The organism is Paenibacillus sp. J31R98 (assembly GCF_056269245.1).
The window spans coordinates 13,028-38,163 of record NZ_JBWDNO010000013.1 but is presented as its reverse complement, the minus strand read 5'-3'; the positions used below and the strand labels follow the sequence as shown (position 1 = coordinate 38,163).

The window sequence follows — 25,136 nt, the reverse complement described above, 5'->3', positions numbered from 1 at the left end:
GGCGGGTAGTAACAGCGAACTGTTTAAGCTTGTTTATACAAGGTCATTGTTCACTTTCTGTGAAGCAGACATGAGGGGTGAGGTTAAGTTGGCAGGACAACTTGTTCAGTATGGGCGTCGCACACGTAGAAGCTATGCCCGCATCCGCGAGGTGCTCGAAGTTCCGAACCTGATTGAAATCCAACAAAAATCGTACGAGAAGTTTTTGGAGAAGGACTTGCTTGAGCTTTTCCAAGATATCTCGCCGATTCAGGATTTTACAGGTAATTTGATGCTTGAGTTCATCGACTATTCACTTGGTGAGCCTAAGTACTCTGTCGATGAGTCGAAGGAACGCGACGTTACTTATGCAGCTCCGCTGCGTGTAAAAGTACGGCTCATTAACAAAGAAACCGGCGAAGTGAAAGAGCAAGAAGTGTTCATGGGCGATTTCCCGCTTATGACCGAGACGGGCACATTCATTATCAATGGTGCGGAACGTGTTATCGTCAGCCAATTGGTTCGTTCACCTAGCGTGTACTTTAGTACGAAAGTGGACAAAAACGGCAAGAAAAACTATACAGCAACTGTGATTCCGAACCGTGGTGCTTGGCTGGAGCTTGAGACAGATGCGAAGGATATTATCTATGTCCGTATCGATCGTACTCGTAAAATTCCAGTGACGGTTCTTCTTCGCGCGCTTGGTTTTGGAACAGATGCTGAAATTTTGGAATTGCTGGGCCATGACGAATATATCCGCAACACGCTGGATAAGGATAACACCGATTCCACGGAAAAAGCGCTTATCGAGATTTACGAAAGACTTCGTCCAGGCGAGCCGCCGACTCTGGATAACGCTAAGAGCTTGCTCGTAGCTCGTTTCTTTGATCCAAAGCGCTATGATTTGGCTAACGTTGGACGTTACAAGATTAATAAGAAGCTACACATCAAGAACCGTTTGTTCAACCAACGACTGGCTGAAACATTGGTTGATCCAGCTACAGGCGAGATCCTTGCTGAAGCTGGTCAAATGATTGACCGTCGTTTGCTGGATGAACTCATTCCACACTTGGAGAACAACGTAGGCTTCAAAACCTATCACGTTGCGAACGGTGTGCTTGATGCTGACAGCATTCCATTGCAGACGATCAGCGTATACTCACCATTGGATGAGAGTAAAGTGATCAAAGTTATTGCAAATGGCATTATTGACAAAGCAGTTAAACATGTTACGCCTGCTGATATTATCTCATCTATCAACTACTTCATTGACTTGCTTCATGGCGTTGGTAGCACAGATGACATCGACCACTTGGGTAACCGTCGTTTGCGTTCCGTTGGCGAGCTGCTCCAGAACCAGTTCCGTATCGGCTTGTCCCGTATGGAGCGTGTTGTTCGTGAGCGGATGTCCATTCAGGATGCGAATGCGATTACGCCTCAGGCGCTCATTAACATTCGTCCTGTTATTGCGTCGATTAAAGAGTTCTTCGGATCCTCTCAATTGTCGCAATTTATGGATCAGACGAACCCACTTGCTGAACTTACGCACAAACGTCGTCTGTCCGCACTCGGACCGGGCGGTTTGACGCGTGAGCGCGCGGGCTTCGAGGTTCGTGACGTTCATAACTCTCACTATGGCCGTATGTGTCCGATTGAGACGCCAGAGGGACCGAACATCGGTCTGATCAACTCCCTGTCGACATTTGCGCGCATTAATGAATATGGCTTTATCGAAGCTCCTTACCGCTGGGTTGATCCTAAGTCCGGCATTGTAACCGAGCAAATTGCATACCTGACTGCGGACGAAGAAGATAACTATGTTATCGCGCAAGCGAATGCGAAGCTTACTGGAGAAGGTAACTTCATAGATGATGCAGTTATCGTTCGTTACAACAAGCAGGCGGATAATATCCTGACCATGCCAACCGAACGTGTTGACTACATGGACGTATCGCCGAAACAAGTTGTATCCGTCGCGACGGCACTCATCCCGTTCCTTGAGAACGATGACTCCAACCGTGCGCTCATGGGTTCCAACATGCAACGTCAGGCTGTACCTCTTCTTATTCCGAAAGCGCCGCTTGTCGGAACAGGAATGGAGCATAAGTCTGCGAAAGATTCCGGCGTATGTATCGTTGCCAAGTATGATGGCGTAATCGAACGCGTGTCTGCCAATGAAATTTGGCTCCGCCGCGTTGAGATGGTAGACGGCAAGCCGGTTACAGGCGATCTTGTGAAGATGAAGCTGCATAAGTTCATGCGCTCTAACCAAGGTACTTGTATCAACCAGCGTCCGCTTTGCCATAAAGGCGACATCGTTAAGAAAGGCGATATCCTAGCTGATGGTCCTTCCACAGAAATGGGCGAATTGGCGCTCGGACGTAACGTTGTCGTTGCGTTCATGACGTGGGAAGGCTACAACTACGAGGATGCGATTCTACTAAGCGAGAAGCTCGTTAAAGAGGACGTGTACACGTCGATTCATATTGAGGAATATGAGTCTGAAGCGCGTGACACGAAGCTCGGACCTGAAGAAATTACACGCGACATTCCGAATGTCGGTGAAGAAGCGCTTCGCAATCTTGATGAGCGCGGCATCATCCGTGTTGGTGCTGAGATTAGCGCAGGAGACATTCTCGTTGGTAAAGTAACGCCTAAGGGCGTAACAGAGCTGACGGCTGAAGAGCGTTTGCTGCATGCGATCTTCGGTGAGAAAGCGCGAGAAGTTCGTGATACGAGCCTCCGTGTACCTCACGGTACTGACGGTATCGTCGTTGATGTTAAAGTATTTACGCGCGAGAACGGTGACGAATTGCCACCAGGCGTTAACCAACTCGTACGTGCCTATATTGCTCAGAAACGTAAGATCTCCGAAGGGGACAAAATGGCGGGACGTCACGGTAACAAGGGTGTCATCGCTCGTATCCTTCCGGAAGAAGATATGCCGTTCCTGCCGGACGGCACGCCTGTAGAGGTTGTTCTTAACCCGCTCGGCGTACCTTCCCGTATGAACATCGGTCAAGTGCTCGAGGTTCACCTTGGCATGGCTTGTAAGCGTCTTGGTATTCACTCTGCAACGCCGGTATTCGACGGTGCTCGTGAGTATGACGTATTCGACACGATGGAAGAGTCGGGCATGCAACGCAACGGTAAAACAGTTCTGTACGACGGACGCTCCGGCGAACCGTTCGAGCGTGAAGTTACCGTAGGCGTCATGTATATGATCAAGCTGGCGCACATGGTTGATGATAAGATCCATGCTCGTTCCACAGGTCCTTACTCGCTCGTTACGCAGCAGCCTCTGGGTGGTAAAGCTCAGTTCGGCGGTCAGCGTTTCGGGGAGATGGAAGTTTGGGCGCTTGAAGCCTATGGTGCCGCATATACGCTTCAAGAGATTTTGACAGTGAAGTCCGATGACGTTGTCGGCCGTGTCAAAACGTACGAGTCGATCGTGAAGGGCGAGAACGTACCGGAACCGGGCGTGCCTGAATCGTTCAAAGTTTTGATCAAAGAGCTTCAAAGCTTAGGTATGGACGTTAAGATCCTGTCTGAGAACGAAGAAGAGATCGAAATGAAAGAGATCGACGATGAGGATGACGGAGCAAATGACAAGCTCAACCTCAATCTAGAAGGTGCAGAGGTCGGCGTCGAATAATTAGGCGCGCTACTGTTTAATGTCATAAACAATGTCGATCCTTCTTCACGGGCGGATCAAGCCGGCGCGAGTCTTTCTAACGGAATTCTCCGCTGGCTGCCAAGGCATATATACAGCAAACTTAAGTGAACCAGGACGAAGGAGGGTTGCTCCTTGTTGGACGTGAACAACTTCGAGTATATGAAGATTGGATTGGCATCTCCGGATAAAATCAGATCGTGGTCCCGCGGAGAAGTTAAGAAACCGGAAACGATCAACTATAGGACTTTGAAACCGGAGAAAGAAGGTCTTTTCTGCGAAAAGATTTTCGGGCCGACGAAAGACTGGGAATGTCATTGCGGCAAGTACAAACGTGTACGCTATAAAGGCGTCGTTTGTGATCGCTGTGGCGTCGAAGTAACGCGTGCGAAGGTTCGCCGTGAACGTATGGGTCACATTGAGCTTGCAGCTCCTGTATCTCATATTTGGTACTTCAAAGGAATTCCGAGCCGTATGGGGCTTGCGCTGGATATGTCTCCTCGTTCCCTTGAAGAGATTATCTACTTTGCATCTTATGTGGTAACTGATCCAGGAGATACGCCGCTTGAGAAGAAACAGCTGCTCTCCGAGAAAGAATACCGCAGCTATCGTGAGAAATACGGGTATGGCTTCCATGCTGGCATGGGTGCTGAAGCAGTGAAGAAATTGCTTCAAGACATCGATGTTGAGCGTGAGCTTGAAACACTGAAAGAAGATCTTCGTACAGCTCAAGGTCAACGCCGTAACCGTGCGATCAAACGCCTTGAAGTTATCGAAGCTTTCCGCAACTCCGGCAACATGCCAGAGTGGATGATTCTTGATGTGCTGCCTGTAATCCCACCAGAGCTTCGTCCGATGGTACAGCTTGATGGCGGCCGTTTCGCAACGTCTGACCTGAACGACTTGTATCGCCGTGTAATTAACCGTAACAACCGTCTGAAGCGTCTGCTCGATCTCGGTGCGCCGGATATTATCGTGCAGAACGAGAAGCGTATGCTTCAAGAAGCGGTTGATGCTTTGATTGATAATGGTCGCCGTGGCCGCCCAGTAACGGGTCCAGGTAACCGTCCACTTAAATCGCTCAGCCATATGCTCAAAGGTAAACAAGGTCGTTTCCGGCAGAACTTGCTCGGTAAACGGGTTGACTACTCTGGTCGTTCCGTTATCGTTGTTGGTCCTAGCCTGAAGATGTACCAATGTGGTTTGCCGAAAGAAATGGCGCTTGAGCTCTTCAAGCCATTCGTTATGAAGGAGCTTGTCAACAAAGGTCTCGCGCACAACATTAAGAGTGCGAAACGTAAAGTTGAACGAGTTAGCCCTGAAGTATGGGATGTACTTGAAGAAGTGATCCGGGAGCATCCAGTTCTATTGAACCGTGCCCCAACCCTTCACCGTTTGGGTATTCAAGCGTTTGAACCGATTCTTGTTGAAGGCCGTGCAATTAAACTTCACCCGCTCGTTTGTACAGCATATAACGCTGACTTCGACGGTGACCAAATGGCCGTTCACGTACCGCTTTCCGCTGAAGCGCAAGCAGAAGCACGTTTGCTGATGCTCGCATCGGGTAACATTTTGAACCCGAAAGACGGCAAGCCGGTCGTAACACCTTCCCAGGATATGGTTCTCGGCAGCTACTACCTGACAATGGATAACAAAGAAGCGAAAGGTGCAGGCTCGGTATTTGCTAATGTTAACGAAGCCATTTCCGCTTACCAACGCGGTATCGTATCGCTGCATGCACGTATCTTTATTCCAGTTAAGGTGCTTAAGAAAACGTCCTTTACCGATGCACAGCAGAACGCGCTGATTTGCACAACTGTCGGTAAAGTTATTTTCAACGAAATTTATCCAGCGGACTTCCCGTACATTAACGAGCCTACAAAGGTGAACTTGCTGAACGGAACTCCGGATAAATATTTTGTCCATGAAAAAGGCGCTGATTTGCTGAAGTTTATGGACGAATTGGCTACAGTTGGCGGTGTGGGTAAGGAATACCTCGGTCTTATCATTGCTGAGTGTTTCCGTCAGTACCACACTACGCGGACATCTATCATGCTTGACCACATTAAACAACTCGGATTCACTTACTCGACACGTGCGGGTATTACTGTTGCGGTATCAGACGTTATTGTACCGCCGGAGAAGCAGGAAATCCTGAGAGAATCCGAAGATAAAGTTAAAATCGTATCGAATCAATACCGTCGCGGTTTGATCACGAACGAAGAACGTTATGACCGTGTTATCGAAATTTGGAGCAAGACGAAAGACCAAATTACGGAAGTTCTCATGAAGTCGATGGATCGTTATAACTCCATCATGCTCATGGTGGACTCCAAAGCACGGGGTAACAAATCGCAAATAACACAGCTCGGCGGTATGCGTGGTCTGATGGCCAATCCGTCAGGTCGTATCATCGAGTTGCCAATTAAATCGAACTTCCGTGAAGGTCTGACGGTTCTCGAGTACTTCATCTCGACGCATGGTGCGCGTAAAGGTCTTGCCGATACGGCGCTGCGTACAGCTGACTCGGGTTACTTGACTCGTCGTCTCGTTGACGTTGCACAAGACGTTATCGTACGCGAAGATGACTGCGGAACAGATAAAGGCTTCAGAGTTAGCAAAATTCAAGACGGTAAAGAGGTTATTGAAGACCTATACGACCGTATTGAAGGCCGTTACTCCTTCGAAACAGTTCGCAATCCGCAAACCGGAGAAGTTATTCTTCAACGTAACCAGCTGATTGATTCGAATAAAGCGGAGCAAATTATTGAAGCAGGCGTTGAAACATTACAAATTCGTTCCGTACTGAGCTGCCGTGCGCGTCATGGCGTATGTAAAATCTGTTACGGACGTAACCTGGCAACAGGTAAATTCGTTGAAATCGGTGAAGCAGTCGGCATCATTGCTGCACAATCGATCGGGGAACCGGGAACACAGCTTACAATGCGTACATTCCACACCGGCGGTGTTGCCGGCGATGATATCACGCAAGGTTTGCCGCGTATCCAGGAGCTCTTCGAAGCTCGTAATCCTAAAGGTCAAGCGATCATTTCGGAAATCGACGGTGTCATTAAAGACATCCGTGAGACGAAAGACCGCCGTGAAATCGAAGTTCAAGGCGAAGCCGAGACTAAGATTTACACAGTCACTTTTGGTTCGCGTATCCGTGCCGTCAAAGGCAGACATATTGAAGCCGGCGATGAACTGACAGACGGCTCGATCGATCCGAAGGATATGCTCCGTATCAAAGGTATCCGTGGCGTTCAGAACTACATTCTGCAAGAAGTTCAGCGCGTATACCGGAACCAAGGTGTAGAAATCAACGACAAGCATATCGAAGTTATGGTTAAGCAGATGCTACGTAAGATTCGTATCGTAGAAGCAGGCGATACACCTCTGTTGCCAGGCGCATTTGTCGATATCCATGAGTACGAAGCGAATAACCGTGAAGCAATTTTAGCTGGTAAAGAGCCAGCAGTTGCGAAACCGGTATTGCTTGGTATTACCAAAGCATCGCTTGAGACAGATTCCTTCTTGTCTGCAGCTTCTTTCCAAGAGACTACACGTGTCTTGACTGATGCAGCAATCAAAGGAAAAGTCGATCAGCTGCTTGGTCTTAAAGAGAACGTTATTATCGGTAAGTTAATCCCAGCTGGTACAGGTATGCAGCGTTACCGCAGTGTACATGTTGCCGGTATGGATGATGTGATTAGCCTTGAAGAACAGCAAGCAGAAGCAGAGAGCGTGCCTGTAGAGTCTTAATCGACGCATTCTATGTAGGTGCATGATCTAATTGTGTGAGGGCAAAGAGCGTGCTGGACAGTTATGTAGTGTTCGTACACAACTGCTTAGCCGCTCTTTGATCCGTCATGCTGTGAAACCCTATCCCATTTATTTACACGAAATTCATGGGTGGAATGCTTGACATTCTGTTAGGCGAAGTGCTAATATGTCGTAGTGTGCCTGATCGCACAACCTCTTCACCTGTCATAATGGTTGACCTGGAAGGATGGTTTTGATGCGATTCGTTATAGGTAGTAAACAAACGACGAAGATGGTCGAGAAACGTCTCGCCACTACAGTCTATGTTGCGCAAGATGCAGATCCGCGGCTAAAGAACAATATTGTTCAGCTTTGCGAAAAAGCAGGAGTGACAATCACCTGGACTGACACGATGAAAAGCCTTGGGGAAACCTGCGGCATTGAAGTTGGCGCAGCGATGGCAGCGGTTGTTCCGGAAATCGAATAAAGCAAATATCGTTTTTACCAAGTTGGAAGACAAGGTAGAAACTTTCGTTTGTCTCTTTATGAACCGCCTGGATCTGTGGGCTTAATAGCCAATATGTCTTGAAATGCTTTACTAAGTGAGGAAGGGGGATGCAACATGCCAACAATTAACCAACTCGTTCGTAAAGGCCGTGAAGCGAAAGTCGTTAAATCGAAATCGCCGGCTTTGCAAAGAGGTTTCAACGCACTGAAACGTGAAGAAACAAACCTGAGCTCACCACAAAAGCGCGGTGTATGTACTCGTGTAGGTACTATGACTCCTAAGAAACCGAACTCCGCTTTGCGGAAATATGCGCGTGTTCGTTTGACGAACCGTGTAGAGGTTACTGCTTACATCGGCGGTATCGGTCATAACCTTCAAGAGCACAGCGTAGTATTGGTACGCGGCGGCCGGGTAAAAGATCTTCCGGGTGTTCGTTACCACATCGTTCGCGGCGCACTTGACACTGCAGGTGTTAACAACCGTAAACAAGCTCGTTCCAAATACGGAACAAAACGTCCTAAAGTAAAAAAATAATGAAGGCATAGCCGTTCGCGGTTAACCTCATCCTAAATTGTAAAACTAGAAGAAAGGGGGACTTCCACATGCCACGCAAAGGTCCAGTAACGAAACGTGACGTGTTGCCAGATCCGGTTTACAGCAGCAAGCTTGTAACTCGTCTGATCAACCGTATCATGATCGATGGTAAACGCGGTGTTGCTCAAACAATTCTGTATGATGCGTTCACACTCATCAACGAACGTACGAGCAAAGACCCTATGGAAGTTTTTGAAGCAGCAATTAAGAACATCATGCCAGTACTTGAAGTAAAGGCTCGCCGTGTAGGCGGTTCGAACTACCAAGTACCGATCGAAGTTAAACCTGAACGCCGTACGTCGCTTGGTCTCCGTTGGCTCGTGAACTATTCACGTAACCGCGGTGAGAAAACGATGGAAGAGCGTTTGGCAGCTGAAATCATTGATGCTTCCAATAACACTGGTTCATCCGTGAAAAAACGCGAAGATACACACAAAATGGCTGAAGCGAACAAAGCATTCGCTCACTACCGTTGGTAGGATTCGCATAATCGAAAGGAGACTGAATTATGGCAAGAGAGTTCTCCTTGAAAAATACGCGTAATATCGGGATCATGGCACATATCGATGCTGGTAAAACGACTACTACAGAGCGGATCCTGTTCTACACAGGCCGTACCCACAAAATCGGTGAGGTGCACGAAGGTGCAGCTACGATGGACTGGATGGAGCAAGAACAAGAGCGCGGTATCACAATTACATCCGCTGCTACAACTGCTCAATGGAATGGTCACCGCATCAATATTATTGACACCCCAGGTCACGTTGACTTCACAGTTGAAGTTGAACGTTCCCTACGCGTATTGGACGGGGCCGTAGGTGTATTCAGTGCAAAAGAAGGCGTAGAGCCGCAATCCGAAACAGTATGGCGTCAAGCTGACCGTTACGGAGTACCGCGTATCGCATACGTTAACAAAATGGACATTATCGGCGCAGACTTCCTTAACGTGGTTAGAGATATGCGCCTGCGTCTAAACGCAAATGCAGTTGCAATTCAATTGCCGATCGGTGCAGAGAATGACTTTGTTGGCGTAATCGACTTGGTTGAACAAGTTGCTTACAAATACAAAGACGATCTTGGTAAAGATCCGGAGAAAATTGAAATTCCTGCAGAATATAAAGATCAAGTGGAAGAACTCCGCTTGGAAATGATCGAGAAAATTGCTGAGCTTGATGAAGAGCTTACAATGAAATATCTCGAAGGCGAAGAAATCACTGTTCCTGAGATCAAAGCTGCACTTCGCAAAGGTGTTTGCGATGTTAAGATTTTCCCAGTAATCGTTGGTTCTTCGTATCGTAACAAAGGCGTTCAATTGATGCTTGACGCTGTTGTTGACTACTTGCCGTCTCCAGTCGATGTTCCTGATATCAAGGGTCACCTTGAAGATGGTACAGAGACAATTCGCAAGTCTGCTGACGATCAGCCGTTTGCAGCATTGGCGTTCAAAATCATGACTGACCCGTACGTAGGTAAACTGACGTTCTTCCGCGTGTACTCCGGCGTTCTTAGCTCCGGTTCATACGTTGTGAATGCAACGAAAGGCAAACGCGAACGGATCGGCCGTATCCTTCAGATGCATGCTAACAGCCGTCAAGAAATCAGCGAAGTTTACTCCGGTGATATTGCAGCTGCAGTAGGTCTGAAAGATACAACTACAGGCGATACGCTTTGTGATGAGAAAAACCCGGTTATCCTTGAGTCCATGAACTTCCCAGAGCCGGTTATCCAGCTCGCGGTTGAGCCTAAGACTAAAGCTGACCAAGACAAAATGGGTATTGCTCTTCAAAAGCTTTCCGAGGAAGATCCTACGTTCCGTGCTCACACGGACGAAGAGACCGGCCAAACGATCATCGCAGGTATGGGTGAGCTTCACCTTGAGATTCTAGTTGACCGTATGCTTCGTGAATTCAAAGTTGAAACAAACGTTGGTAAACCACAAGTTGCTTACCGTGAAACGTTTAAAACAGCTGCGAAGGTCGAAGGTAAATTCGTTCGTCAATCCGGCGGACGCGGTCAATTCGGTCATTGTTGGGTTGAGTTCTCACCGCTTGAGCCAGGAACAGGTTTTATTTTCGAAAACAAAACTGTTGGTGGCTCGATTCCGCGTGAGTTCATTGCTCCAATTCAAGCAGGTATCGAAGAATCGATGAAAAATGGTGTCATTGCCGGCTTCCCGGTTGTTGATATCAAAGCAGTCGTTGTCGACGGTTCCTACCATGACGTTGACTCCTCGGAGATGGCGTTCAAAATTGCTGGATCGATGGCGCTTAAAGCAGCGAAAGAGAAATGTAATCCTATCCTGCTTGAGCCTATCATGAAAGTAGAAGTAACTGTACCAGAAGAGTACATGGGCGACGTAATGGGTATGCTGAGCTCCCGTCGTGGTCGTATCGAAGGTTCGGACACTCGCCATGGTGCGTTGATCGTTCGTGCTAAGGTGCCTCTCGCTGAGATGTTTGGTTATTCCACAGTTCTTCGTTCCGGTACACAAGGACGCGGTGTATTCTCCATGGAGCTTTCGCACTATGAAGAAGTACCACGTTCGATTTCGGAAGAAATCGTGTCCAAGTCCAAAGGTTCCGCTTAATAGCTGCCTAAGGGCCCGGATGATATAAGTTGTACTTTGGTCGGATGATGAACCTTACTCGGGCCCATCCGGCCGATCACATAATCTTCTCTATAATTAAGGAGGAATTAGTTCAATGGCTAAGGCTAAATTTGAACGTAATAAACCGCACGTTAATATCGGTACAATCGGTCACGTCGACCACGGTAAAACAACGTTGACTGCTGCAATCACAACAGTTCTTTCCAAAAGATACGGTGGTGCTGCTGTAGCATTCGACCAAATCGACAAAGCTCCAGAAGAGCGCGAGCGCGGTATCACGATCTCGACAGCTCACGTTGAGTATGAGACGCCTAACCGTCACTATGCTCACGTTGACTGCCCAGGTCACGCCGACTACGTTAAGAACATGATCACAGGTGCTGCACAAATGGACGGCGCAATCCTGGTTGTATCCGCAGCTGACGGCCCTATGCCGCAAACTCGCGAGCACATCCTTCTGTCCCGCCAAGTAGGCGTACCTTACATCGTCGTATTCCTGAACAAATGCGACATGGTTGAAGACGAAGAGTTGCTTGAACTCGTTGAGATGGAAGTTCGCGACCTTCTTGCTGAGTACGAGTTCCCAGGTGATGATACTCCAATCATCCGCGGTGCTGCTCGTGAAGCACTTCAAAACCCAGATGGTCCTTGGGCTGATAAAATCATCGAGTTGTTCGAACAAGTCGATACTTATATCCCAACTCCACAACGTGATACTGACAAGCCGTTCCTTATGCCAGTTGAGGACGTGTTCACAATCACAGGTCGTGGTACAGTTGCTACAGGACGCGTTGAGCGTGGCGTAGTTAAAGTATCTGACGAAGTTGAAATCATCGGTATTGCTGAAGAAACTCGCAAATGCGTTGTAACAGGCGTAGAGATGTTCCGCAAATTGCTTGATTCCGCACAAGCTGGTGACAACATCGGCGCATTGCTTCGTGGTGTAGACCGTAAAGACATCGAGCGTGGTCAAGTACTTGCTAAGCCAGGTTCCGTTAAACCACACACGAACTTTACAGCTCAAATCTACGTTCTGACTAAAGAAGAGGGTGGCCGTCACAAGCCTTTCTTCACAGGCTACCGTCCACAATTCTACTTCCGTACAACTGACGTAACAGGTATCATCTCCTTGCCAGAAGGCACTGAAATGGTTATGCCTGGCGACAACATCACAGTAACGGTTGAGCTTATCGCTCCAATCGCTCTGGAAGATGGTACTCGCTTCGCAATCCGCGAAGGCGGCCGTACAGTTGGTGCAGGTGCAGTAGCATCCATCCAAAAATAATGAACTGCGGCGAAAGCTGCAGCTCGCAACAAACCCTCACCTCGGTGAGGGTTTGTTTTTTCTATATTTTGAGGTTTGCGGTTTTGGTCTGTATTCATTAATATAGATGAAGACAAAGACGAGCTGATAAGAGCAATCAGCGATCGCAGCAACTGCAATTGATCGGATGAGAAAGTGGCTTATGAACGAAGCCGCTTTTTATTATGGCTATATCCCTGAGCGAAGTTTAGAAAAGAAAGGGAGCACGAAGCGCACAGGCCATCAACACGGAGCGAAGCGCCCGAGTTTCCCAGAACATTCTTTTCAAACAAAGACAACATTTTAGTTGCATTCGCCTAGAGAATTCGATATAATATTGTCTGTTGGTCTGTGACGTTGCGATGATGTAAGAGGTTGCCGACACACGTGGCTCCTTTGCCATGAGGAGCGTGTCGGGTTTTCTTGCGGAGTATGTCCGATACTAAATTGGGCGATAGAAGGAGGGACTTTGAAATGGCAAAGCAAAAGATTCGTATCCGTTTGAAAGCATACGATCATAGAATTCTGGATCAGTCCGCAGAGAAGATTGTTGAAACTGCGAAACGTTCCGGTGCAGGCGTGTCTGGGCCGATTCCGCTTCCGACTGAGAAGCAAATCATCACCATTCTGCGTGCGGTACACAAGTACAAGGATTCTAGGGAGCAATTCGAAATGCGCACTCATAAGCGTTTGATCGATATTGTTAACCCAACACCGCAAACGGTTGATGCGTTGATGCGCTTGGATCTACCATCCGGTGTAGATATCGAAATCAAACTGTAATAAAGCACATTTGAAAACCGAAAGGAAATGAGGTGTCAACATGAAAGGTATCTTAGGTAAAAAACTTGGAATGACTCAAGTGTTCACTGCTGAAGGTAACGTAGTTCCAGTAACAGTAATCGAAGCAGGTCCTTGTGTTGTTTTGCAGAAGAAAGACCAAGAGAATGATGGATATGTATCCATTCAAGTAGGTTTCTCTGACAAGAAAGCAAGCAGAGCAAACAAGCCGGAAATCGGCCACGCGAAAAAAGCCGAAACGGCTCCTAAGCGCTACGTTCGTGAATTCCGCGGCATCGCTGAATATGAAGTTGGCCAAGAGATTAAGGCTGATGTATTCGCAGCTGGCGAGTTTGTTGACGTAACGGCTACTTCCAAAGGTAAAGGTTTCCAAGGTAACATCAAACGTTGGAATCAAAGCCGCGGTCCAATGGCACACGGTTCCCGTTATCACCGTGGACCAGGTTCGATGGGTTCGATTCAAGCGAACCGCGTTCCTAAAGGTAAACACCTTCCAGGTCACATGGGTAACGAAACAGTTACGATCCAGAACCTTGAAATCGTACGCGTTGACGTTGAACGTAACGTATTGCTCGTTAAAGGCTCCATTCCGGGTCCTAAAAATAGCTTTGTAAAAGTTAAATCTACGGTGAAGAAATAATCGTTAAAGAAAGGAGGAACATGAAATGCCGAAAGTAGCACTTTTTAGCGTGAATGGATCGCAAGTTGGCGAGGTTGAATTGTCCGAAGCAGTATTCGGTGTTGAACCAAACGTTCACGTATTGCACAGCGCAGTATTGTTGCAGCAAGCTTCTGAGCGCAGAGGCACGCACAAGACGAAAGGTCGCTCCGAAGTACGCGGTGGCGGTCGTAAACCTTGGAAACAAAAAGGTACAGGTCGCGCACGTCAAGGTAGCATTCGCGCCCCACAATGGGTTGGCGGTGGTACAGTGTTCGGACCTACTCCACGCAGCTACAGCTTCAAACTTCCTAGAAAAGTTCGTCGCCTAGCTATTAAGTCTGCATTGTCGAGCAAAGTTGTTGATAACGAAATTATCGTTCTTGATCAACTGACATTCGCAGCTCCTAAGACTAAAGAATTCGCAGCTATCCTGAACAACCTGAAAGTGGCTCGTAAAGCACTTGTTGTTACAGCTAACTACGAAGATAACGTAGCTCTTTCCGCTCGTAACCTTCCTAACGTGAAGTTCGTTGCAGCCGATGGCATCAATGTTCTAGACGTTATGAAATACGACAAGCTTATCATCACTAAAGAAGCAGTTGAAAAAGTACAGGAGGTGCTTGCGTAATGAAAAATCCACGCGATATTATCAAGCGCCCGATCATTACGGAACAAACGAGCGAATACATGGCTAACAAACGCTATGTTTTCGAAGTTGATCTTCGTGCGAACAAGACTGAGATCAAACTCGCGATCCAATCGATCTTCAAAGTAAAAGTAACAAGCGTGAACACGCTTCGCATGCCAGCTAAGCCTAAACGCTATGGCAAACACAGCGGATACACATCCGAGTGGAAAAAAGCGATCGTGCAACTGAGCGCTGATAGCAGCGAACTTGAGTTTTTCGAAACAGTTTAATCCCGTTCGGGCCGTAGGGCTAACGTGATTAATCAAGATATCGGTTAAGGAGGGAATCGAAGTGCCAGTTAAGAAGTATAAACCGACATCTCCAGCGCGTCGTGGTATGTCCGTCTCGACTTTCGAAGAGATCACGACAAGCACACCGGAGAAATCGCTTCTTGCGCCGCTTTTCAAAAAAGCTGGTCGTAACAACCAAGGTAAAATTACGGTTCGTCATCACGGTGGCGGCCATAAACGTAAATACCGTATCATCGACTTCAAACGTAACAAGGACGGTATCGTAGGTAACGTCGCGACGATCGAATACGATCCGAACCGTACATCCAACATCGCACTTATCCACTATGTGGATGGCGAGAAAGCCTACATCATCGCACCTAAAGGTTTGAAAGTTGGGGATAAAATCGTTTCCGGAGCTGGTGCAGATATCAAGATCGGCAACGCATTGCCACTTGAGAACATCCCAGTAGGTACAGTTATCCACAACATCGAATTGAAACCTGGTAAAGGCGGACAATTGGTTCGTGCTGCAGGAACTGATGCTCAACTTCTTGGTAAAGAAGAGCATTACGTTACAATTCGCTTGACGTCTGGTGAAGTACGTCGTATTCTGAAGAAATGCCGTGCAACAATCGGTTCTGTTGGTAACGAAGATCACGAGCTCGTGAAAATCGGTAAAGCCGGCCGTTCCCGTTGGTTGGGCAAGCGTCCTGAAGTTCGTGGTGTTGTAATGAACCCTAACGATCACCCACACGGTGGTGGTGAAGGCCGTGCACCAATCGGACGTAAATCGCCTATGTCGCCATGGGGTAAACCAACTCTCGGCGCTAAAACGCGTAAGAAGAAAAAAGCATCGAGCCAATACATTATTCGTCGTCGTACGAAGTAGTAGGCGCCTCGGCGTCATTTGCTTAACGCACGGCGCCCACGTAACTATAGCGTGAAGGGAGGATCATCCATGGGTCGCAGTTTGAAAAAAGGTCCGTTTATTGACGGTTACCTGCTTAAGAAAGTTGAAGTATTGAACGCAGCTGAGAAGAAGACAGTCGTTAAAACTTGGTCGCGCCGTTCTACAATTTTCCCGCAATTCATCGGACACACGTTCGCTGTTTATGACGGTAAAAAACACGTACCGGTTTATGTGACAGAAGATATGGTTGGCCACAAACTCGGTGAGTTCGCGCCAACGCGTTCGTATAAAGGTCACGGTAACGACGACAAGAAGACAGGCCGTCGTTAATCGGTTAAATAGTTAAGGTCATAAAGTTTGAGAGGAGGTTCATCCATGCAACAAGCTAAAGCGTTCGCTAATCACGTCCGCATTGCACCTCGTAAAGCTCAATTGGTTGTTGATTTGATTCGTGGCAAGCAAGTTGGCGAGGCTATCGCAATCCTGCGTCACACGCCTAAATCGGCATCTCCAATCGTTGAGAAGTTGCTGAATTCCGCTATCGCAAACGCGGAGCACAACTACCAATTGGACGTGAACAAATTGGTCATTTCACAAGTATTTGTGAACCAAGGACCAACAATGAAACGTTTCCGCCCGCGCGCAATGGGTCGTGCTAGCCGGATTAATAAGAGAACCAGCCACATTACTTTGGTGGTATCCGAAAAATAAGGAGGGAAAACGTGTGGGACAAAAAGTAAACCCGGTCGGACTACGTATCGGTGTTATCCGTGATTGGGAGTCCAAATGGTACGCTGGTAAAGACTTCGGCGACTTGCTAATGGAAGACGTAAAAATCCGTGAGCACCTGAAGAACAAACTTAAAGATGCGGCAGTTTCCAAGTTCGAAATCGAACGTGCAGCTAACCGCGTTAACGTTACAATTCATACTGCTAAGCCTGGTATGGTAATTGGTAAAGGCGGTTCCGAAGTTGAAACTCTTCGTTCCGAGCTTTCGAAAATTGCTAAAGGCAAAAAAGTGCACATCAACATCTCCGAGATTAAACATCCTGAGCTGGATGCGGTTCTCGTAGCTGAAAGCATTGCACAACAACTTGAGCGTCGGATTTCCTTCCGTCGTGCAATGAAACAATCGATCCAACGTACACTACGTTCCGGCGCGAAAGGTATCAAAACTGCTGTTAGCGGCCGTCTTGGTGGCGCTGAGATCGCTCGTTCAGAAAGCTATAGCGAAGGTACAGTTCCTCTTCATACGCTGCGTGCGGATATTGACTACGGAACAGCGGAAGCTCATACAACTTACGGCCGTATCGGCGTTAAAGTATGGATCTACCGCGGTGAAATCCTTCCAACTAAGAAGAAAGCTCCACAGGAAGGAGGCAACTAATCATGTTGGTACCTAAACGTGTCAAACATCGTAAACAACAACGCGGTCACATGAAAGGTCGTGCAAAAGGCGGCGCTGAAGTAGTATTCGGCGAATTCGGTCTACAAGCACTTGAGCCTTCATGGATCACTAACCGTCAAATCGAAGCAGCGCGTATCGCGATGACTCGTTACATCAAACGTGGCGGTAAAGTATGGATTAAGATCTTCCCAGATAAACCGATCACTCAGAAGCCTCTTGAAGTTCGGATGGGTAGCGGTAAAGGTAACGTAGAAAAATGGGTTGCTGTCGTAAAACCGGGCAAAATAATGTTCGAGCTTGCTGGCGTATCTGAAGAGATCGCTCGTGAAGCAATGCGTCTTGCAGCACATAAGCTTCCAGTAAAAACGAAGTTCGTGAAACGCGAAGAAGTGGGTGGTGAAGCAAATGAAAGCTAACGATTTCCGCAACCTTACCTCTGTTGAACTCGAACAAAAAGTCGCTGGATTCAAAGAAGAGCTATTCAACCTTCGTTTTCAATTGGCTACCGGCCAATTGGAAAACCCAACTCGCATCCGCGATGTTCGTAAGGACATAGCTCGTGCCAAAACCGTTCTTCGTGAAAGAGAACTCGGAATTAGCAGCTAATCTGCTTATAGCCGTGAACCGATAACGAATGTATGGAAGGAGGATGAACATGAGCGAACGTAATGCGCGCAAAGTTCTAATCGGTAAAGTCGTGTCTGACAAAATGGACAAAACAGTTGTAGTTGCCATTGAAACATACAAGAAGCATGACCTGTACCACAAACGTATTAAATATACGAAAAAATTCAAAGCACATGACGAGAATAACCAGGCTAAGATCGGCGATGTCGTCAAAGTCATGGAAACTCGCCCGCTTTCGAAAGATAAACGGTTCCGTTTAGTCGAGATCGTTGAAGCAGCTGTTATTTTCTAAGAATGCTTTAAGAAGCAGTTTCTCGAAAGGAGGACGTTGAAATGATTCAACCATTTACGCGTTTGGCCGTCGCTGACAACTCCGGCGCGAAAGAACTGATGTGCATTCGTGTACTAGGTGGTACTGGACGTCGTGTAGGCCACATCGGCGATCTGATCGTCTGCTCCGTCAAACAAGCAACACCCGGTGGCGTTGTCAAAAAGGGTGACGTAGTAAAAGCGGTTATCGTTCGTACTAAACGTGCGGTTCGCCGTAAAGACGGTTCGTACATCGCGTTTGATGAGAATGCAGCTGTAATCGTAAAAGAAGACAAGAGCCCGCGCGGCACACGTATTTTCGGACCAGTAGCTCGCGAACTTCGCGACCGCGACTTCATGAAAATCGTATCGCTTGCTCCGGAAGTTATCTAATTAGTATCTTGCGCTCAAAGCGCAGGGCACGCAGGAGGTGTAACTCATGCCACGGTTGAAAAAAGTGTTGGAATCTCACAACAATAAATTGCACGTTAAAAAAGACGACACGGTTATGGTCATTACGGGTAAAGACAAAGGCAAAAAAGGCCGCGTTATTGCAGCGTATCCACGTCAAAACCGCGTTCTCGTCGAAGGCGTCAATATGGTGAAGAAACATACTCGTCCTTCGCAAGCTAATCCGCAAGGCGGCATTATCGAGCAAGAAGCGGCGATTCATGTTTCCAACGTTATGCACATCGATCCTAAGAGCGGTAAAGTAACTCGGATCGGTTACAAAGTGCTTGATAACGGCAATAAAGTCCGGATCGCTAAAAAGTCCGGCGAGGTTATTGATTAATTGACCGATACGGAAAGGAGGTTCACGTTACATGGCAGTAAGAATGAAAGATCGTTTTCTTAACGAAATCACTCCTGCTCTGATGCAGAAGTTCAACTATACAACAGTGATGCAAGTGCCGAAGATCGAGAAAGTGGTTATCAACATGGGTGTTGGTGAAGCTGTTTCGAACTCCAAAGTACTGGACGCTGCTGTTGAAGATATGCGCTTGATCGCTGGTCAAAAACCTGTCGTAACTCGTTCGAAAAAGTCGATCGCAGGTTTCAAACTTCGCGAAAACATGCCAATCGGGGTTAAAGTAACACTGCGCGGTGAGCGTATGTACTACTTCCTTGATAAACTGTTCAACGTTACTCTTCCACGCGTGCGTGACTTCCGCGGTGTTTCGAACAAAGCGTTCGATGGCCGTGGTAACTACACACTTGGCTTGAAAGAGCAGCTGATCTTCCCGGAGATCGAGTATGATAAAGTTGATAAAGTTCGTGGTATGGACGTCGTCATCGTCACGACGGCAAAAACGGACGAAGAAGCTCGTGAACTGCTGACCCAATTGGGCATGCCGTTTACGAAGTAATCCACAGGAGGTGTAATACCAAGTGGCAAAAACTTCGATGAAGGTTAAGCAGCAACGTGCACCTAAATTCAAAGTGCAGGCTTACACACGCTGCGAACGTTGCGGCCGTCCGCATTCCGTTTTGCAAAAGTTTAAAATTTGCCGGATTTGTTTCCGTGAATTAGCATACAAAGGCCAGATACCTGGCGTTAAAAAAGCAAGCTGGTAATCAGCCTAGTTCGGGAAGGAGGTTTACACAATGGTTATGTCTGATCCGATCGCAGATATGCTTACACGCATTCGCAACGCAAACGTTGTGCGTCATGAGACCGTAGAAATGCCTGCTTCTAAAGTTAAGAAGCAAATCGCAGAAATTTTGAAACGCGAGGGCTTTATCCGCGATGCCGAGTTTATCGAAGATAGCAAACAAGGGATTATCCGTATTTTCTTGAAATACGGCCCGAACCAAGAGCGTGTAATTACGGGGCTGAAACGCATCAGCAAACCGGGTCTGCGCGTTTACACGAAGAGCACTGAAGTGCCTCGCGTACTGGGTGGCTTGGGAATGGCGATCATTTCCACATCCAAAGGAATTATGACTGACAAAGAAGCTCGCCAAGTTAAGTCCGGCGGCGAAGTTGTCTGCTACGTTTGGTAATTAACTGTCACAACGATTGGAGGTGTAACAATGTCTCGTATTGGCCGTAAACCAATTCAAGTTCCAGGTGGTGTAAACATTGACCTGGACAACAGCGTAATCACTGTTAAAGGACCTAAAGGTACACTGAGCCGCGAACTTCACAAGGATATGAAAGTGGTAGTTGCGGACAGCGTCGTTACTGTTGAGCGTCCTTCTGACAATAAATTGCATCGTTCCCTGCACGGTACAACTCGCAGCGTCATCGCTAACATGGTTAGTGGTGTAACTGAAGGCTTCGTTAAGAACCTTGAGCTAGTAGGCGTTGGTTACCGTGCAAACAAAACTGGCGAGAAAATCGTACTTAACGTTGGTTACTCGCATCCAGTAGAAATTACGCCTGAGGGCGGCATCGAGTTCGAAGTACCTTCGAACACGAAGATCATCGTAAAAGGTATCGACAAAGAACTCGTCGGTGCAACTGCTGCGAAGATCCGCTCCGTACGTGAGCCTGAGCCGTATAAAGGTAAAGGTATCAAGTATGAAGGCGAGCGTATCCTTCGTAAAGAAGGTAAAGCTGGTAAGAAGAAATAAGCAGCTGCTTAACCGCGCTGCTTGATCGGATAGCTTCATAAGGACTGAGAAAGGAGTGTACAACGAATGATTACAAAAGGCGATAAGAACAAAGCACGTCTAAAACGTCACCTGCGTGTGCGTAAGAAAATCAGCGGAACTACGCAGCGTCCACGTCTCTCTGTATTCCGTTCCTCCAAGCACATCTATGCACAACTGATTGATGATGTACAAGGCGTAACGGTCGCTTCTGCGTCTACGCTCGATAAAGAAATTGCAGAACAATTCAGCAACGGTGGAAACATTGAAGCTGCTCGCAAAATCGGTGAAGTGATTGCTGCTCGCGCTAAAGCGAAAGGCGTTGACAAAATCGTATTTGACCGCGGCGGATACTTGTACCACGGAAGAATTCAAGCACTGGCTGATGCAGCTCGTGAAGCAGGTCTTGAATTTTAAAAGATAATACTTATGAAGGAGGTAACTCGACTTGCGTATAGATCCAAATGCATTGGAACTTACTGAAAAAGTAGTTCAAATCAACCGTGTAGCGAAAGTAGTAAAAGGCGGACGCCGTTTCAGCTTCAGCGCGCTGGTAGTTGTAGGCGACGGTAAAGGATATGTTGGCGCAGGAATCGGTAAAGCGGGCGAAGTACCTGATGCAATTCGTAAAGGTATCGAAGACGCTAAGAAGAACCTGATTCATGTACCACTCGTGAAAACAACAATTCCACACCAAGTACTTGGACACTTCGGCGCTGGCCGCGTATTGCTTAAACCAGCATCTGAAGGTACTGGAGTAATTGCAGGCGGACCGGTTCGTGCCGTTCTTGAGCTTGCAGGTGTAGGTGACATTCTGACCAAATCGCTTGGTTCTTCAAACTCCATGAATATGGTTAACGCGACACTGGAAGGACTTTCCCGTCTGAAACGTGCCGAGGACGTTGCTAAACTTCGTGGTAAAACCGTGAAAGAGCTTTTGGGCTAAGGAGGAGAATACGATGGCAAAATTGCAAATCACCCTCGTTCGCAGCCTGATCGGTCGTAACGAGAAGCAGCGTGCGACTGTTGCTACGCTTGGTCTTCGCAAAATTCGTCAATCGGTTGTCCACAGTGACAGCCCGGCAATCCGTGGCATGATTACTCATGTCAGCCACTTGGTTAAAGTGGAAGAAGTTCAAGCTTAATCGCCATACAGGGCGCAGCAATATTGTAGTAACAAGTGATGTCGCAAGACAGCGCAAAACATTAAGGAGGTGCAACGCACGATGAAACTGCATGATCTCAAACCAGCTGAAGGCTCTCGTAAAGAGGGATTCCGTAAAGGCCGTGGTATCGGTAGCGGTAACGGTAAAACTGCAGGTCGCGGTCACAAAGGTCAAAATGCTCGTTCCGGTGGCGGTGTTCGCCCAGGATTCGAGGGCGGTCAAAACCCATTGTACCGTCGTTTGCCTAAGCGCGGCTTTAACAACCCGTTCCGTAAAGAGTATGCGATTGTGAACATCGATGAGTTGAATAGCTTTGCAGCTGGCACAGAAGTAACTCCTGAGCTACTGCTTGAGCAAGGTATCGTTAAGAACCCACAGAGCGGAATCAAGATCTTGGGTAATGGCGAAATCACTGTTCAGCTTACGGTAAAAGCAAGCAAGTTCTCTCAATCTGCGGTAGAGAAAATCCAGGCTGCCGGCGGTAAAACCGAGGTGATCTAATTGTTCAAGACCGTGTCTAACATTTGGAAAGTGGAAGACCTTCGCAGACGGATCCTGTTCACGCTGTTCATCTTGTTGGTTTACCGGATCGGTTCATTTATCCCGGTTCCTGGTGTTAACAAAGATGTATTTACGCAAACAGATCAGGCTGGTTCTGAGTTGTTTGGTTTGCTTAATACGTTCTCCGGTGGGGCACTGTTCCAGTTCTCGATTTTCGCGATCGGGATCATGCCTTACATCACCTCATCGATCATCGTACAATTGTTGTCGATGGACGTTATCCCTAAATTCGCTGAATGGGCGAAGGAAGGCGAGAACGGAAAACGTAAGCTTGCTCAAATTACTCGGTACGGTACCGTTATTCTTGGTTTGGTCCAAGGTTTCGGTACAGCGATCGGTTTTAATCGGCTATATTCGCTTGATATGATTCCGAATGCAACATCTACGGATTATATTATGATTGCGATAATCCTTACGGCAGGAACTGCCTTCCTCATGTGGCTCGGAGAGCAAATCACAGAGAGAGGCATCGGTAACGGGATTTCGGTCCTGATCTTCGCCGGTATCGTAGCTAGAATTCCTTCACATGCTCGTTCGATTTATCAACAAGAGTTCGTGGATGTGCAAGGTTCGCTTTTCCTCAACATCATGAAGGTAGTTGCGATTATCGTTGCAATCATTGCAATCGTAGTCGGAGTTATTTTTGTTCAACAAGGGATTCGTAAAATTCCGGTTCAATACGCTAAACGCGTTGTTGGTCGGAAAATGTACGGTGGTCAATCGACTCACATTCCGCTCAAAGTAAACGGTGCAGGTGTTATTCCTGTAATCTTTGCAGTATCGCTTCTGATGTTCCCGATTACGATCGCGAACTTCTGGTCGACTCACTCATGGGCAAAATGGGTTCAAGAACACATGCCGTATGACAAACCACTTGGTATGGTGTTGTATGTAATTCTGATTGTCGCTTTCACGTTCTTCTACACGTTTGTGCAAATCAATCCGGTGCAGATGGCTGATCAAATGAAGAAGAATGGCGGTTACATCCCAGGCATTCGTCCTGGTAAACCGACATCCTCCTACATTACACGCGTCATGTCGCGAATCACTCTCAGCGGTGCGATTTTCTTGTCGCTTATCTCGATCTTACCGGTTCTGTTCGGTACGCTCGCAGATCTGCCTCGTGACGTGAAGCTGGGCGGCACCTCGCTGCTAATCGTAATCGGTGTTGCACTGGATACGATGAAGCAGATCGAGACGCAATTGATCAAGCGCCACTACAAAGGGTTTATCAATAAATAACTGTAGGTTCGCAAGCGGGCTTCCGCGCATGTAGCATGTGGCGGGACCCGGCCGAGCCTATTATGTTTAAAGCGAGGAACACGCTAATGAACATCTTATTCATGGGCCCTCCAGGAGCAGGTAAAGGCACACAGGCGGAACGCATTGTTGATACTTTCAAAGTACCTCATATCTCCACTGGCGATGCTTTCCGTTTAGCAATGAAGCAAGGCACTCCGCTTGGTGTGAAGGCAAAAGAATTCGTAGATCAAGGTCTACTGGTTCCGGATGAAATTACGAACGGCATCGTTCGTGATCGCCTTGCACAAGAGGATTGCAACAGCGGCTTCCTGCTTGACGGTTTCCCACGCACGCTTCAACAAGCTGAAGCACTGGACGGGATGTTGGCTGAAATGGGACGCAGTATCGATCACGTCGTTAACCTCAAGGTTGACCGCGGTCTACTGCTTGCGCGTCTGACCGGTCGTCGCATTTGTAAATCATGCGGCTCCACTTACCATGTTATGTTCAACCCGCCGAAGCAAGAAGGCGTTTGTGATAAATGCGGCGGTGAGCTGTATCAGCGGTCAGACGATACGGAAGCAAAAGTAGGCACGCGTCTTGACGAATACATCTCCAAAACAGCTCCGCTGCTTGAGTACTACTCGAGCAAAGGCGTTTTGTGTGAAGTAGACGGCGAGAAAGAAATCGACGAAGTTACGGCTGAAATCGTAAGCTGCCTACGGGGAACAGCGGAATGATCATATGCAAATCCGAGTCGGAATTGCAATATATGAGAAGAGCTGGTCAAATTGTTGCGGAAACGCATCAACTGCTTAAACAAGCGATTCGTCCTGGTGTAACAACCAGTGATTTGGACGAAATTGCTGAATCGTACATTCGCAGTCAGGACGCCATACCTTCTTTCAAAGGGTACAATGAATTTCCTGCCAGCATCTGCGCCTCTGTAAACAATGAGCTGGTACACGGCATTCCTGGACCACGCAAGCTGAACGATGGCGACATCATCAGCATTGATATCGGCGCACAGTATAAGGGTTATCATGGCGATTCCGCTTGGACCTATGGTGTGGGCGAGATAAGTGAAGAGTCTAAGCGACTGCTCGACATTACAGAGCAGTCACTGTATGCTGGACTCGCACTCGTGAAGCCGGATGTTCGTTTGTTTACCATCTCGCATGCGATTCAACAAGTGATCGAAGCTGCTGGTTTCTCTGTTGTTCGTGAATTTGTGGGGCATGGCATTGGTGCAGAATTGCACGAAGAACCGCAAATACCGAACTACGGATTACCCGATCGCGGACCTCGTCTTAAACCAGGAATGGTTCTGGCGATTGAGCCGATGGCCAACATCGGTGAGCGATATGTGCGTACGCTGGGGGATAATTGGACAGTCGTTACAGAAGACGGTTCATGGTGTGCTCACTTTGAGCATACGGTGGCTGTAACTGCAGATGGCTGCGAAATATTAACCCTATCCAGGGAGCAGGCAGGTTGAGTGCATTGGA

At 47.7% G+C, this 25,136-nt stretch carries 31 protein-coding genes; all 31 read left to right on the top strand.

Going from position 1 to position 25,136, the window contains the following annotated elements; genetic code table 11:
• Nucleotides 1-70 precede the first annotated feature (70 nt).
• The 31 genes from rpoB (at nucleotide 71) to map (ending at nucleotide 25,126) form a co-directional block, all read left to right on the top strand.
• The gene (rpoB, locus tag AC0YNX_RS29785) at nucleotides 71-3,634 is read left to right on the top strand and encodes a DNA-directed RNA polymerase subunit beta (protein WP_475819313.1); all 3,564 of its coding nucleotides are present in this window, start codon (nucleotides 71-73) and stop codon (nucleotides 3,632-3,634) included.
• Nucleotides 3,635-3,787: 153 nt separating this feature from the next.
• Complete coding sequence (gene rpoC / locus AC0YNX_RS29780; RefSeq protein ID WP_475819312.1) at nucleotides 3,788-7,414, top strand: DNA-directed RNA polymerase subunit beta'; 3,627 nt, start codon at nucleotides 3,788-3,790, stop codon at nucleotides 7,412-7,414.
• Between the two features lie 256 nt (nucleotides 7,415-7,670).
• Nucleotides 7,671-7,901, top strand: coding sequence for a ribosomal L7Ae/L30e/S12e/Gadd45 family protein (locus AC0YNX_RS29775; RefSeq protein WP_475819311.1), 231 nt, complete (start codon nucleotides 7,671-7,673; stop codon nucleotides 7,899-7,901).
• A gap of 135 nt (nucleotides 7,902-8,036) precedes the next feature.
• Complete coding sequence (gene rpsL, locus AC0YNX_RS29770; protein ID WP_090583216.1) at nucleotides 8,037-8,456, top strand: 30S ribosomal protein S12; 420 nt, start codon at nucleotides 8,037-8,039, stop codon at nucleotides 8,454-8,456.
• A 68-nt stretch (nucleotides 8,457-8,524) separates the two neighbouring features.
• Nucleotides 8,525-8,995, top strand: a complete 471-nt coding sequence (rpsG, locus tag AC0YNX_RS29765) for a 30S ribosomal protein S7 (RefSeq protein WP_126011543.1) — start codon at nucleotides 8,525-8,527, stop codon at nucleotides 8,993-8,995.
• A gap of 29 nt (nucleotides 8,996-9,024) precedes the next feature.
• Nucleotides 9,025-11,103 (top strand): elongation factor G, encoded by a 2,079-nt coding sequence (gene fusA, locus AC0YNX_RS29760; protein ID WP_475819310.1) that lies wholly within the window; start codon nucleotides 9,025-9,027, stop codon nucleotides 11,101-11,103.
• A 115-nt stretch (nucleotides 11,104-11,218) separates the two neighbouring features.
• A complete protein-coding gene (tuf, locus tag AC0YNX_RS29755; RefSeq protein ID WP_475819309.1) occupies nucleotides 11,219-12,409 on the top strand; it encodes an elongation factor Tu in 1,191 nt (396 codons plus the stop codon).
• A 492-nt stretch (nucleotides 12,410-12,901) separates the two neighbouring features.
• Nucleotides 12,902-13,210: a 30S ribosomal protein S10 gene (gene rpsJ, locus AC0YNX_RS29750; protein WP_005544556.1), complete on the top strand. Its 309-nt coding sequence runs from the start codon at nucleotides 12,902-12,904 to the stop codon at nucleotides 13,208-13,210.
• Between the two features lie 40 nt (nucleotides 13,211-13,250).
• Complete coding sequence (rplC, locus tag AC0YNX_RS29745) at nucleotides 13,251-13,868, top strand: 50S ribosomal protein L3 (RefSeq protein ID WP_475819308.1); 618 nt, start codon at nucleotides 13,251-13,253, stop codon at nucleotides 13,866-13,868.
• Between the two features lie 25 nt (nucleotides 13,869-13,893).
• The gene (rplD, locus tag AC0YNX_RS29740) at nucleotides 13,894-14,517 is read left to right on the top strand and encodes a 50S ribosomal protein L4 (RefSeq protein WP_475819307.1); all 624 of its coding nucleotides are present in this window, start codon (nucleotides 13,894-13,896) and stop codon (nucleotides 14,515-14,517) included.
• Nucleotides 14,517-14,807 carry a 50S ribosomal protein L23 gene (gene rplW, locus AC0YNX_RS29735; RefSeq protein ID WP_475819306.1) on the top strand — a complete coding sequence of 97 codons (291 nt, stop codon included), beginning with the start codon at nucleotides 14,517-14,519 and terminating at the stop codon, nucleotides 14,805-14,807. Before rplD ends, rplW begins: the two co-directional genes overlap by 1 nt.
• Before the next feature lie 61 nt (nucleotides 14,808-14,868).
• A complete protein-coding gene (gene rplB, locus AC0YNX_RS29730; RefSeq protein WP_475819305.1) occupies nucleotides 14,869-15,699 on the top strand; it encodes a 50S ribosomal protein L2 in 831 nt (276 codons plus the stop codon).
• Between the two features lie 69 nt (nucleotides 15,700-15,768).
• The gene (gene rpsS, locus AC0YNX_RS29725) at nucleotides 15,769-16,050 is read left to right on the top strand and encodes a 30S ribosomal protein S19 (protein ID WP_116191460.1); all 282 of its coding nucleotides are present in this window, start codon (nucleotides 15,769-15,771) and stop codon (nucleotides 16,048-16,050) included.
• 45 nt (nucleotides 16,051-16,095) lie between these two features.
• Nucleotides 16,096-16,431 (top strand): 50S ribosomal protein L22, encoded by a 336-nt coding sequence (rplV, locus tag AC0YNX_RS29720; RefSeq protein WP_116191459.1) that lies wholly within the window; start codon nucleotides 16,096-16,098, stop codon nucleotides 16,429-16,431.
• A gap of 13 nt (nucleotides 16,432-16,444) precedes the next feature.
• Nucleotides 16,445-17,107: a 30S ribosomal protein S3 gene (gene rpsC / locus AC0YNX_RS29715; RefSeq protein ID WP_126011529.1), complete on the top strand. Its 663-nt coding sequence runs from the start codon at nucleotides 16,445-16,447 to the stop codon at nucleotides 17,105-17,107.
• Between the two features lie 2 nt (nucleotides 17,108-17,109).
• Complete coding sequence (rplP, locus tag AC0YNX_RS29710; protein ID WP_090583237.1) at nucleotides 17,110-17,544, top strand: 50S ribosomal protein L16; 435 nt, start codon at nucleotides 17,110-17,112, stop codon at nucleotides 17,542-17,544.
• Complete coding sequence (rpmC, locus tag AC0YNX_RS29705; RefSeq protein WP_090583239.1) at nucleotides 17,534-17,734, top strand: 50S ribosomal protein L29; 201 nt, start codon at nucleotides 17,534-17,536, stop codon at nucleotides 17,732-17,734. Before rplP ends, rpmC begins: the two co-directional genes overlap by 11 nt.
• Nucleotides 17,735-17,783: 49 nt before the next feature.
• The gene (rpsQ, locus tag AC0YNX_RS29700) at nucleotides 17,784-18,047 is read left to right on the top strand and encodes a 30S ribosomal protein S17 (RefSeq protein WP_126011527.1); all 264 of its coding nucleotides are present in this window, start codon (nucleotides 17,784-17,786) and stop codon (nucleotides 18,045-18,047) included.
• A 41-nt stretch (nucleotides 18,048-18,088) separates the two neighbouring features.
• Nucleotides 18,089-18,457, top strand: coding sequence for a 50S ribosomal protein L14 (rplN, locus tag AC0YNX_RS29695; RefSeq protein ID WP_090583243.1), 369 nt, complete (start codon nucleotides 18,089-18,091; stop codon nucleotides 18,455-18,457).
• A gap of 46 nt (nucleotides 18,458-18,503) precedes the next feature.
• On the top strand, nucleotides 18,504-18,857 hold the full coding sequence (gene rplX / locus AC0YNX_RS29690; RefSeq protein WP_112885755.1) for a 50S ribosomal protein L24: 354 nt from the start codon (nucleotides 18,504-18,506) through the stop codon (nucleotides 18,855-18,857).
• Between the two features lie 31 nt (nucleotides 18,858-18,888).
• A complete protein-coding gene (rplE, locus tag AC0YNX_RS29685; protein ID WP_132491099.1) occupies nucleotides 18,889-19,431 on the top strand; it encodes a 50S ribosomal protein L5 in 543 nt (180 codons plus the stop codon).
• A gap of 22 nt (nucleotides 19,432-19,453) precedes the next feature.
• Nucleotides 19,454-19,639: a type Z 30S ribosomal protein S14 gene (locus AC0YNX_RS29680; RefSeq protein WP_090583249.1), complete on the top strand. Its 186-nt coding sequence runs from the start codon at nucleotides 19,454-19,456 to the stop codon at nucleotides 19,637-19,639.
• A gap of 30 nt (nucleotides 19,640-19,669) precedes the next feature.
• On the top strand, nucleotides 19,670-20,068 hold the full coding sequence (rpsH, locus tag AC0YNX_RS29675) for a 30S ribosomal protein S8 (protein ID WP_090583251.1): 399 nt from the start codon (nucleotides 19,670-19,672) through the stop codon (nucleotides 20,066-20,068).
• Nucleotides 20,069-20,098: 30 nt separating this feature from the next.
• The gene (rplF, locus tag AC0YNX_RS29670; RefSeq protein ID WP_475819304.1) at nucleotides 20,099-20,641 is read left to right on the top strand and encodes a 50S ribosomal protein L6; all 543 of its coding nucleotides are present in this window, start codon (nucleotides 20,099-20,101) and stop codon (nucleotides 20,639-20,641) included.
• A 66-nt stretch (nucleotides 20,642-20,707) separates the two neighbouring features.
• Complete coding sequence (gene rplR / locus AC0YNX_RS29665) at nucleotides 20,708-21,076, top strand: 50S ribosomal protein L18 (RefSeq protein WP_475819303.1); 369 nt, start codon at nucleotides 20,708-20,710, stop codon at nucleotides 21,074-21,076.
• 31 nt (nucleotides 21,077-21,107) lie between these two features.
• Nucleotides 21,108-21,605 (top strand): 30S ribosomal protein S5, encoded by a 498-nt coding sequence (gene rpsE, locus AC0YNX_RS29660; RefSeq protein ID WP_090583257.1) that lies wholly within the window; start codon nucleotides 21,108-21,110, stop codon nucleotides 21,603-21,605.
• Between the two features lie 13 nt (nucleotides 21,606-21,618).
• On the top strand, nucleotides 21,619-21,804 hold the full coding sequence (rpmD, locus tag AC0YNX_RS29655; RefSeq protein WP_090986308.1) for a 50S ribosomal protein L30: 186 nt from the start codon (nucleotides 21,619-21,621) through the stop codon (nucleotides 21,802-21,804).
• Between the two features lie 81 nt (nucleotides 21,805-21,885).
• Nucleotides 21,886-22,326: a 50S ribosomal protein L15 gene (rplO, locus tag AC0YNX_RS29650; RefSeq protein ID WP_090583260.1), complete on the top strand. Its 441-nt coding sequence runs from the start codon at nucleotides 21,886-21,888 to the stop codon at nucleotides 22,324-22,326.
• Nucleotides 22,327-23,628, top strand: a complete 1,302-nt coding sequence (gene secY, locus AC0YNX_RS29645; protein ID WP_475819302.1) for a preprotein translocase subunit SecY — start codon at nucleotides 22,327-22,329, stop codon at nucleotides 23,626-23,628.
• 86 nt (nucleotides 23,629-23,714) lie between these two features.
• The gene (locus AC0YNX_RS29640) at nucleotides 23,715-24,368 is read left to right on the top strand and encodes an adenylate kinase (RefSeq protein WP_475819301.1); all 654 of its coding nucleotides are present in this window, start codon (nucleotides 23,715-23,717) and stop codon (nucleotides 24,366-24,368) included.
• A complete protein-coding gene (map, locus tag AC0YNX_RS29635; RefSeq protein WP_475819300.1) occupies nucleotides 24,365-25,126 on the top strand; it encodes a type I methionyl aminopeptidase in 762 nt (253 codons plus the stop codon). Before AC0YNX_RS29640 ends, map begins: the two co-directional genes overlap by 4 nt.
• Nucleotides 25,127-25,136: the final 10 nt, after the last annotated feature.

What these genes read in the sequence shown, in the direction of transcription:
- AC0YNX_RS29640 (WP_475819301.1), top strand. Translation starts at nt 23,715, where the DNA reads ATGAACATCTTATTCATGGGCCCTCCAGGAGCAGGTAAAGGCACACAG.
- rplO (WP_090583260.1), top strand. Translation starts at nt 21,886, where the DNA reads ATGAAACTGCATGATCTCAAACCAGCTGAAGGCTCTCGTAAAGAGGGA.
- rpmD (WP_090986308.1), top strand. Translation starts at nt 21,619, where the DNA reads ATGGCAAAATTGCAAATCACCCTCGTTCGCAGCCTGATCGGTCGTAAC.
- rplR (WP_475819303.1), top strand. Translation starts at nt 20,708, where the DNA reads ATGATTACAAAAGGCGATAAGAACAAAGCACGTCTAAAACGTCACCTG.
- rpsL (WP_090583216.1), top strand. Translation starts at nt 8,037, where the DNA reads ATGCCAACAATTAACCAACTCGTTCGTAAAGGCCGTGAAGCGAAAGTC.
- rplN (WP_090583243.1), top strand. Translation starts at nt 18,089, where the DNA reads ATGATTCAACCATTTACGCGTTTGGCCGTCGCTGACAACTCCGGCGCG.
- rplC (WP_475819308.1), top strand. Translation starts at nt 13,251, where the DNA reads ATGAAAGGTATCTTAGGTAAAAAACTTGGAATGACTCAAGTGTTCACT.
- rplW (WP_475819306.1), top strand. Translation starts at nt 14,517, where the DNA reads ATGAAAAATCCACGCGATATTATCAAGCGCCCGATCATTACGGAACAA.
- fusA (WP_475819310.1), top strand. Translation starts at nt 9,025, where the DNA reads ATGGCAAGAGAGTTCTCCTTGAAAAATACGCGTAATATCGGGATCATG.
- rplV (WP_116191459.1), top strand. Translation starts at nt 16,096, where the DNA reads ATGCAACAAGCTAAAGCGTTCGCTAATCACGTCCGCATTGCACCTCGT.
- rpsH (WP_090583251.1), top strand. Translation starts at nt 19,670, where the DNA reads ATGGTTATGTCTGATCCGATCGCAGATATGCTTACACGCATTCGCAAC.
- rplD (WP_475819307.1), top strand. Translation starts at nt 13,894, where the DNA reads ATGCCGAAAGTAGCACTTTTTAGCGTGAATGGATCGCAAGTTGGCGAG.
- rpsG (WP_126011543.1), top strand. Translation starts at nt 8,525, where the DNA reads ATGCCACGCAAAGGTCCAGTAACGAAACGTGACGTGTTGCCAGATCCG.
- rplX (WP_112885755.1), top strand. Translation starts at nt 18,504, where the DNA reads ATGCCACGGTTGAAAAAAGTGTTGGAATCTCACAACAATAAATTGCAC.
- rpsS (WP_116191460.1), top strand. Translation starts at nt 15,769, where the DNA reads ATGGGTCGCAGTTTGAAAAAAGGTCCGTTTATTGACGGTTACCTGCTT.
- AC0YNX_RS29775 (WP_475819311.1), top strand. Translation starts at nt 7,671, where the DNA reads ATGCGATTCGTTATAGGTAGTAAACAAACGACGAAGATGGTCGAGAAA.
- rpoB (WP_475819313.1), top strand. Translation starts at nt 71, where the DNA reads ATGAGGGGTGAGGTTAAGTTGGCAGGACAACTTGTTCAGTATGGGCGT.
- rpsQ (WP_126011527.1), top strand. Translation starts at nt 17,784, where the DNA reads ATGAGCGAACGTAATGCGCGCAAAGTTCTAATCGGTAAAGTCGTGTCT.
- tuf (WP_475819309.1), top strand. Translation starts at nt 11,219, where the DNA reads ATGGCTAAGGCTAAATTTGAACGTAATAAACCGCACGTTAATATCGGT.
- rplE (WP_132491099.1), top strand. Translation starts at nt 18,889, where the DNA reads ATGGCAGTAAGAATGAAAGATCGTTTTCTTAACGAAATCACTCCTGCT.
- rpsJ (WP_005544556.1), top strand. Translation starts at nt 12,902, where the DNA reads ATGGCAAAGCAAAAGATTCGTATCCGTTTGAAAGCATACGATCATAGA.
- map (WP_475819300.1), top strand. Translation starts at nt 24,365, where the DNA reads ATGATCATATGCAAATCCGAGTCGGAATTGCAATATATGAGAAGAGCT.
- rpmC (WP_090583239.1), top strand. Translation starts at nt 17,534, where the DNA reads ATGAAAGCTAACGATTTCCGCAACCTTACCTCTGTTGAACTCGAACAA.
- rplP (WP_090583237.1), top strand. Translation starts at nt 17,110, where the DNA reads ATGTTGGTACCTAAACGTGTCAAACATCGTAAACAACAACGCGGTCAC.
- rplF (WP_475819304.1), top strand. Translation starts at nt 20,099, where the DNA reads ATGTCTCGTATTGGCCGTAAACCAATTCAAGTTCCAGGTGGTGTAAAC.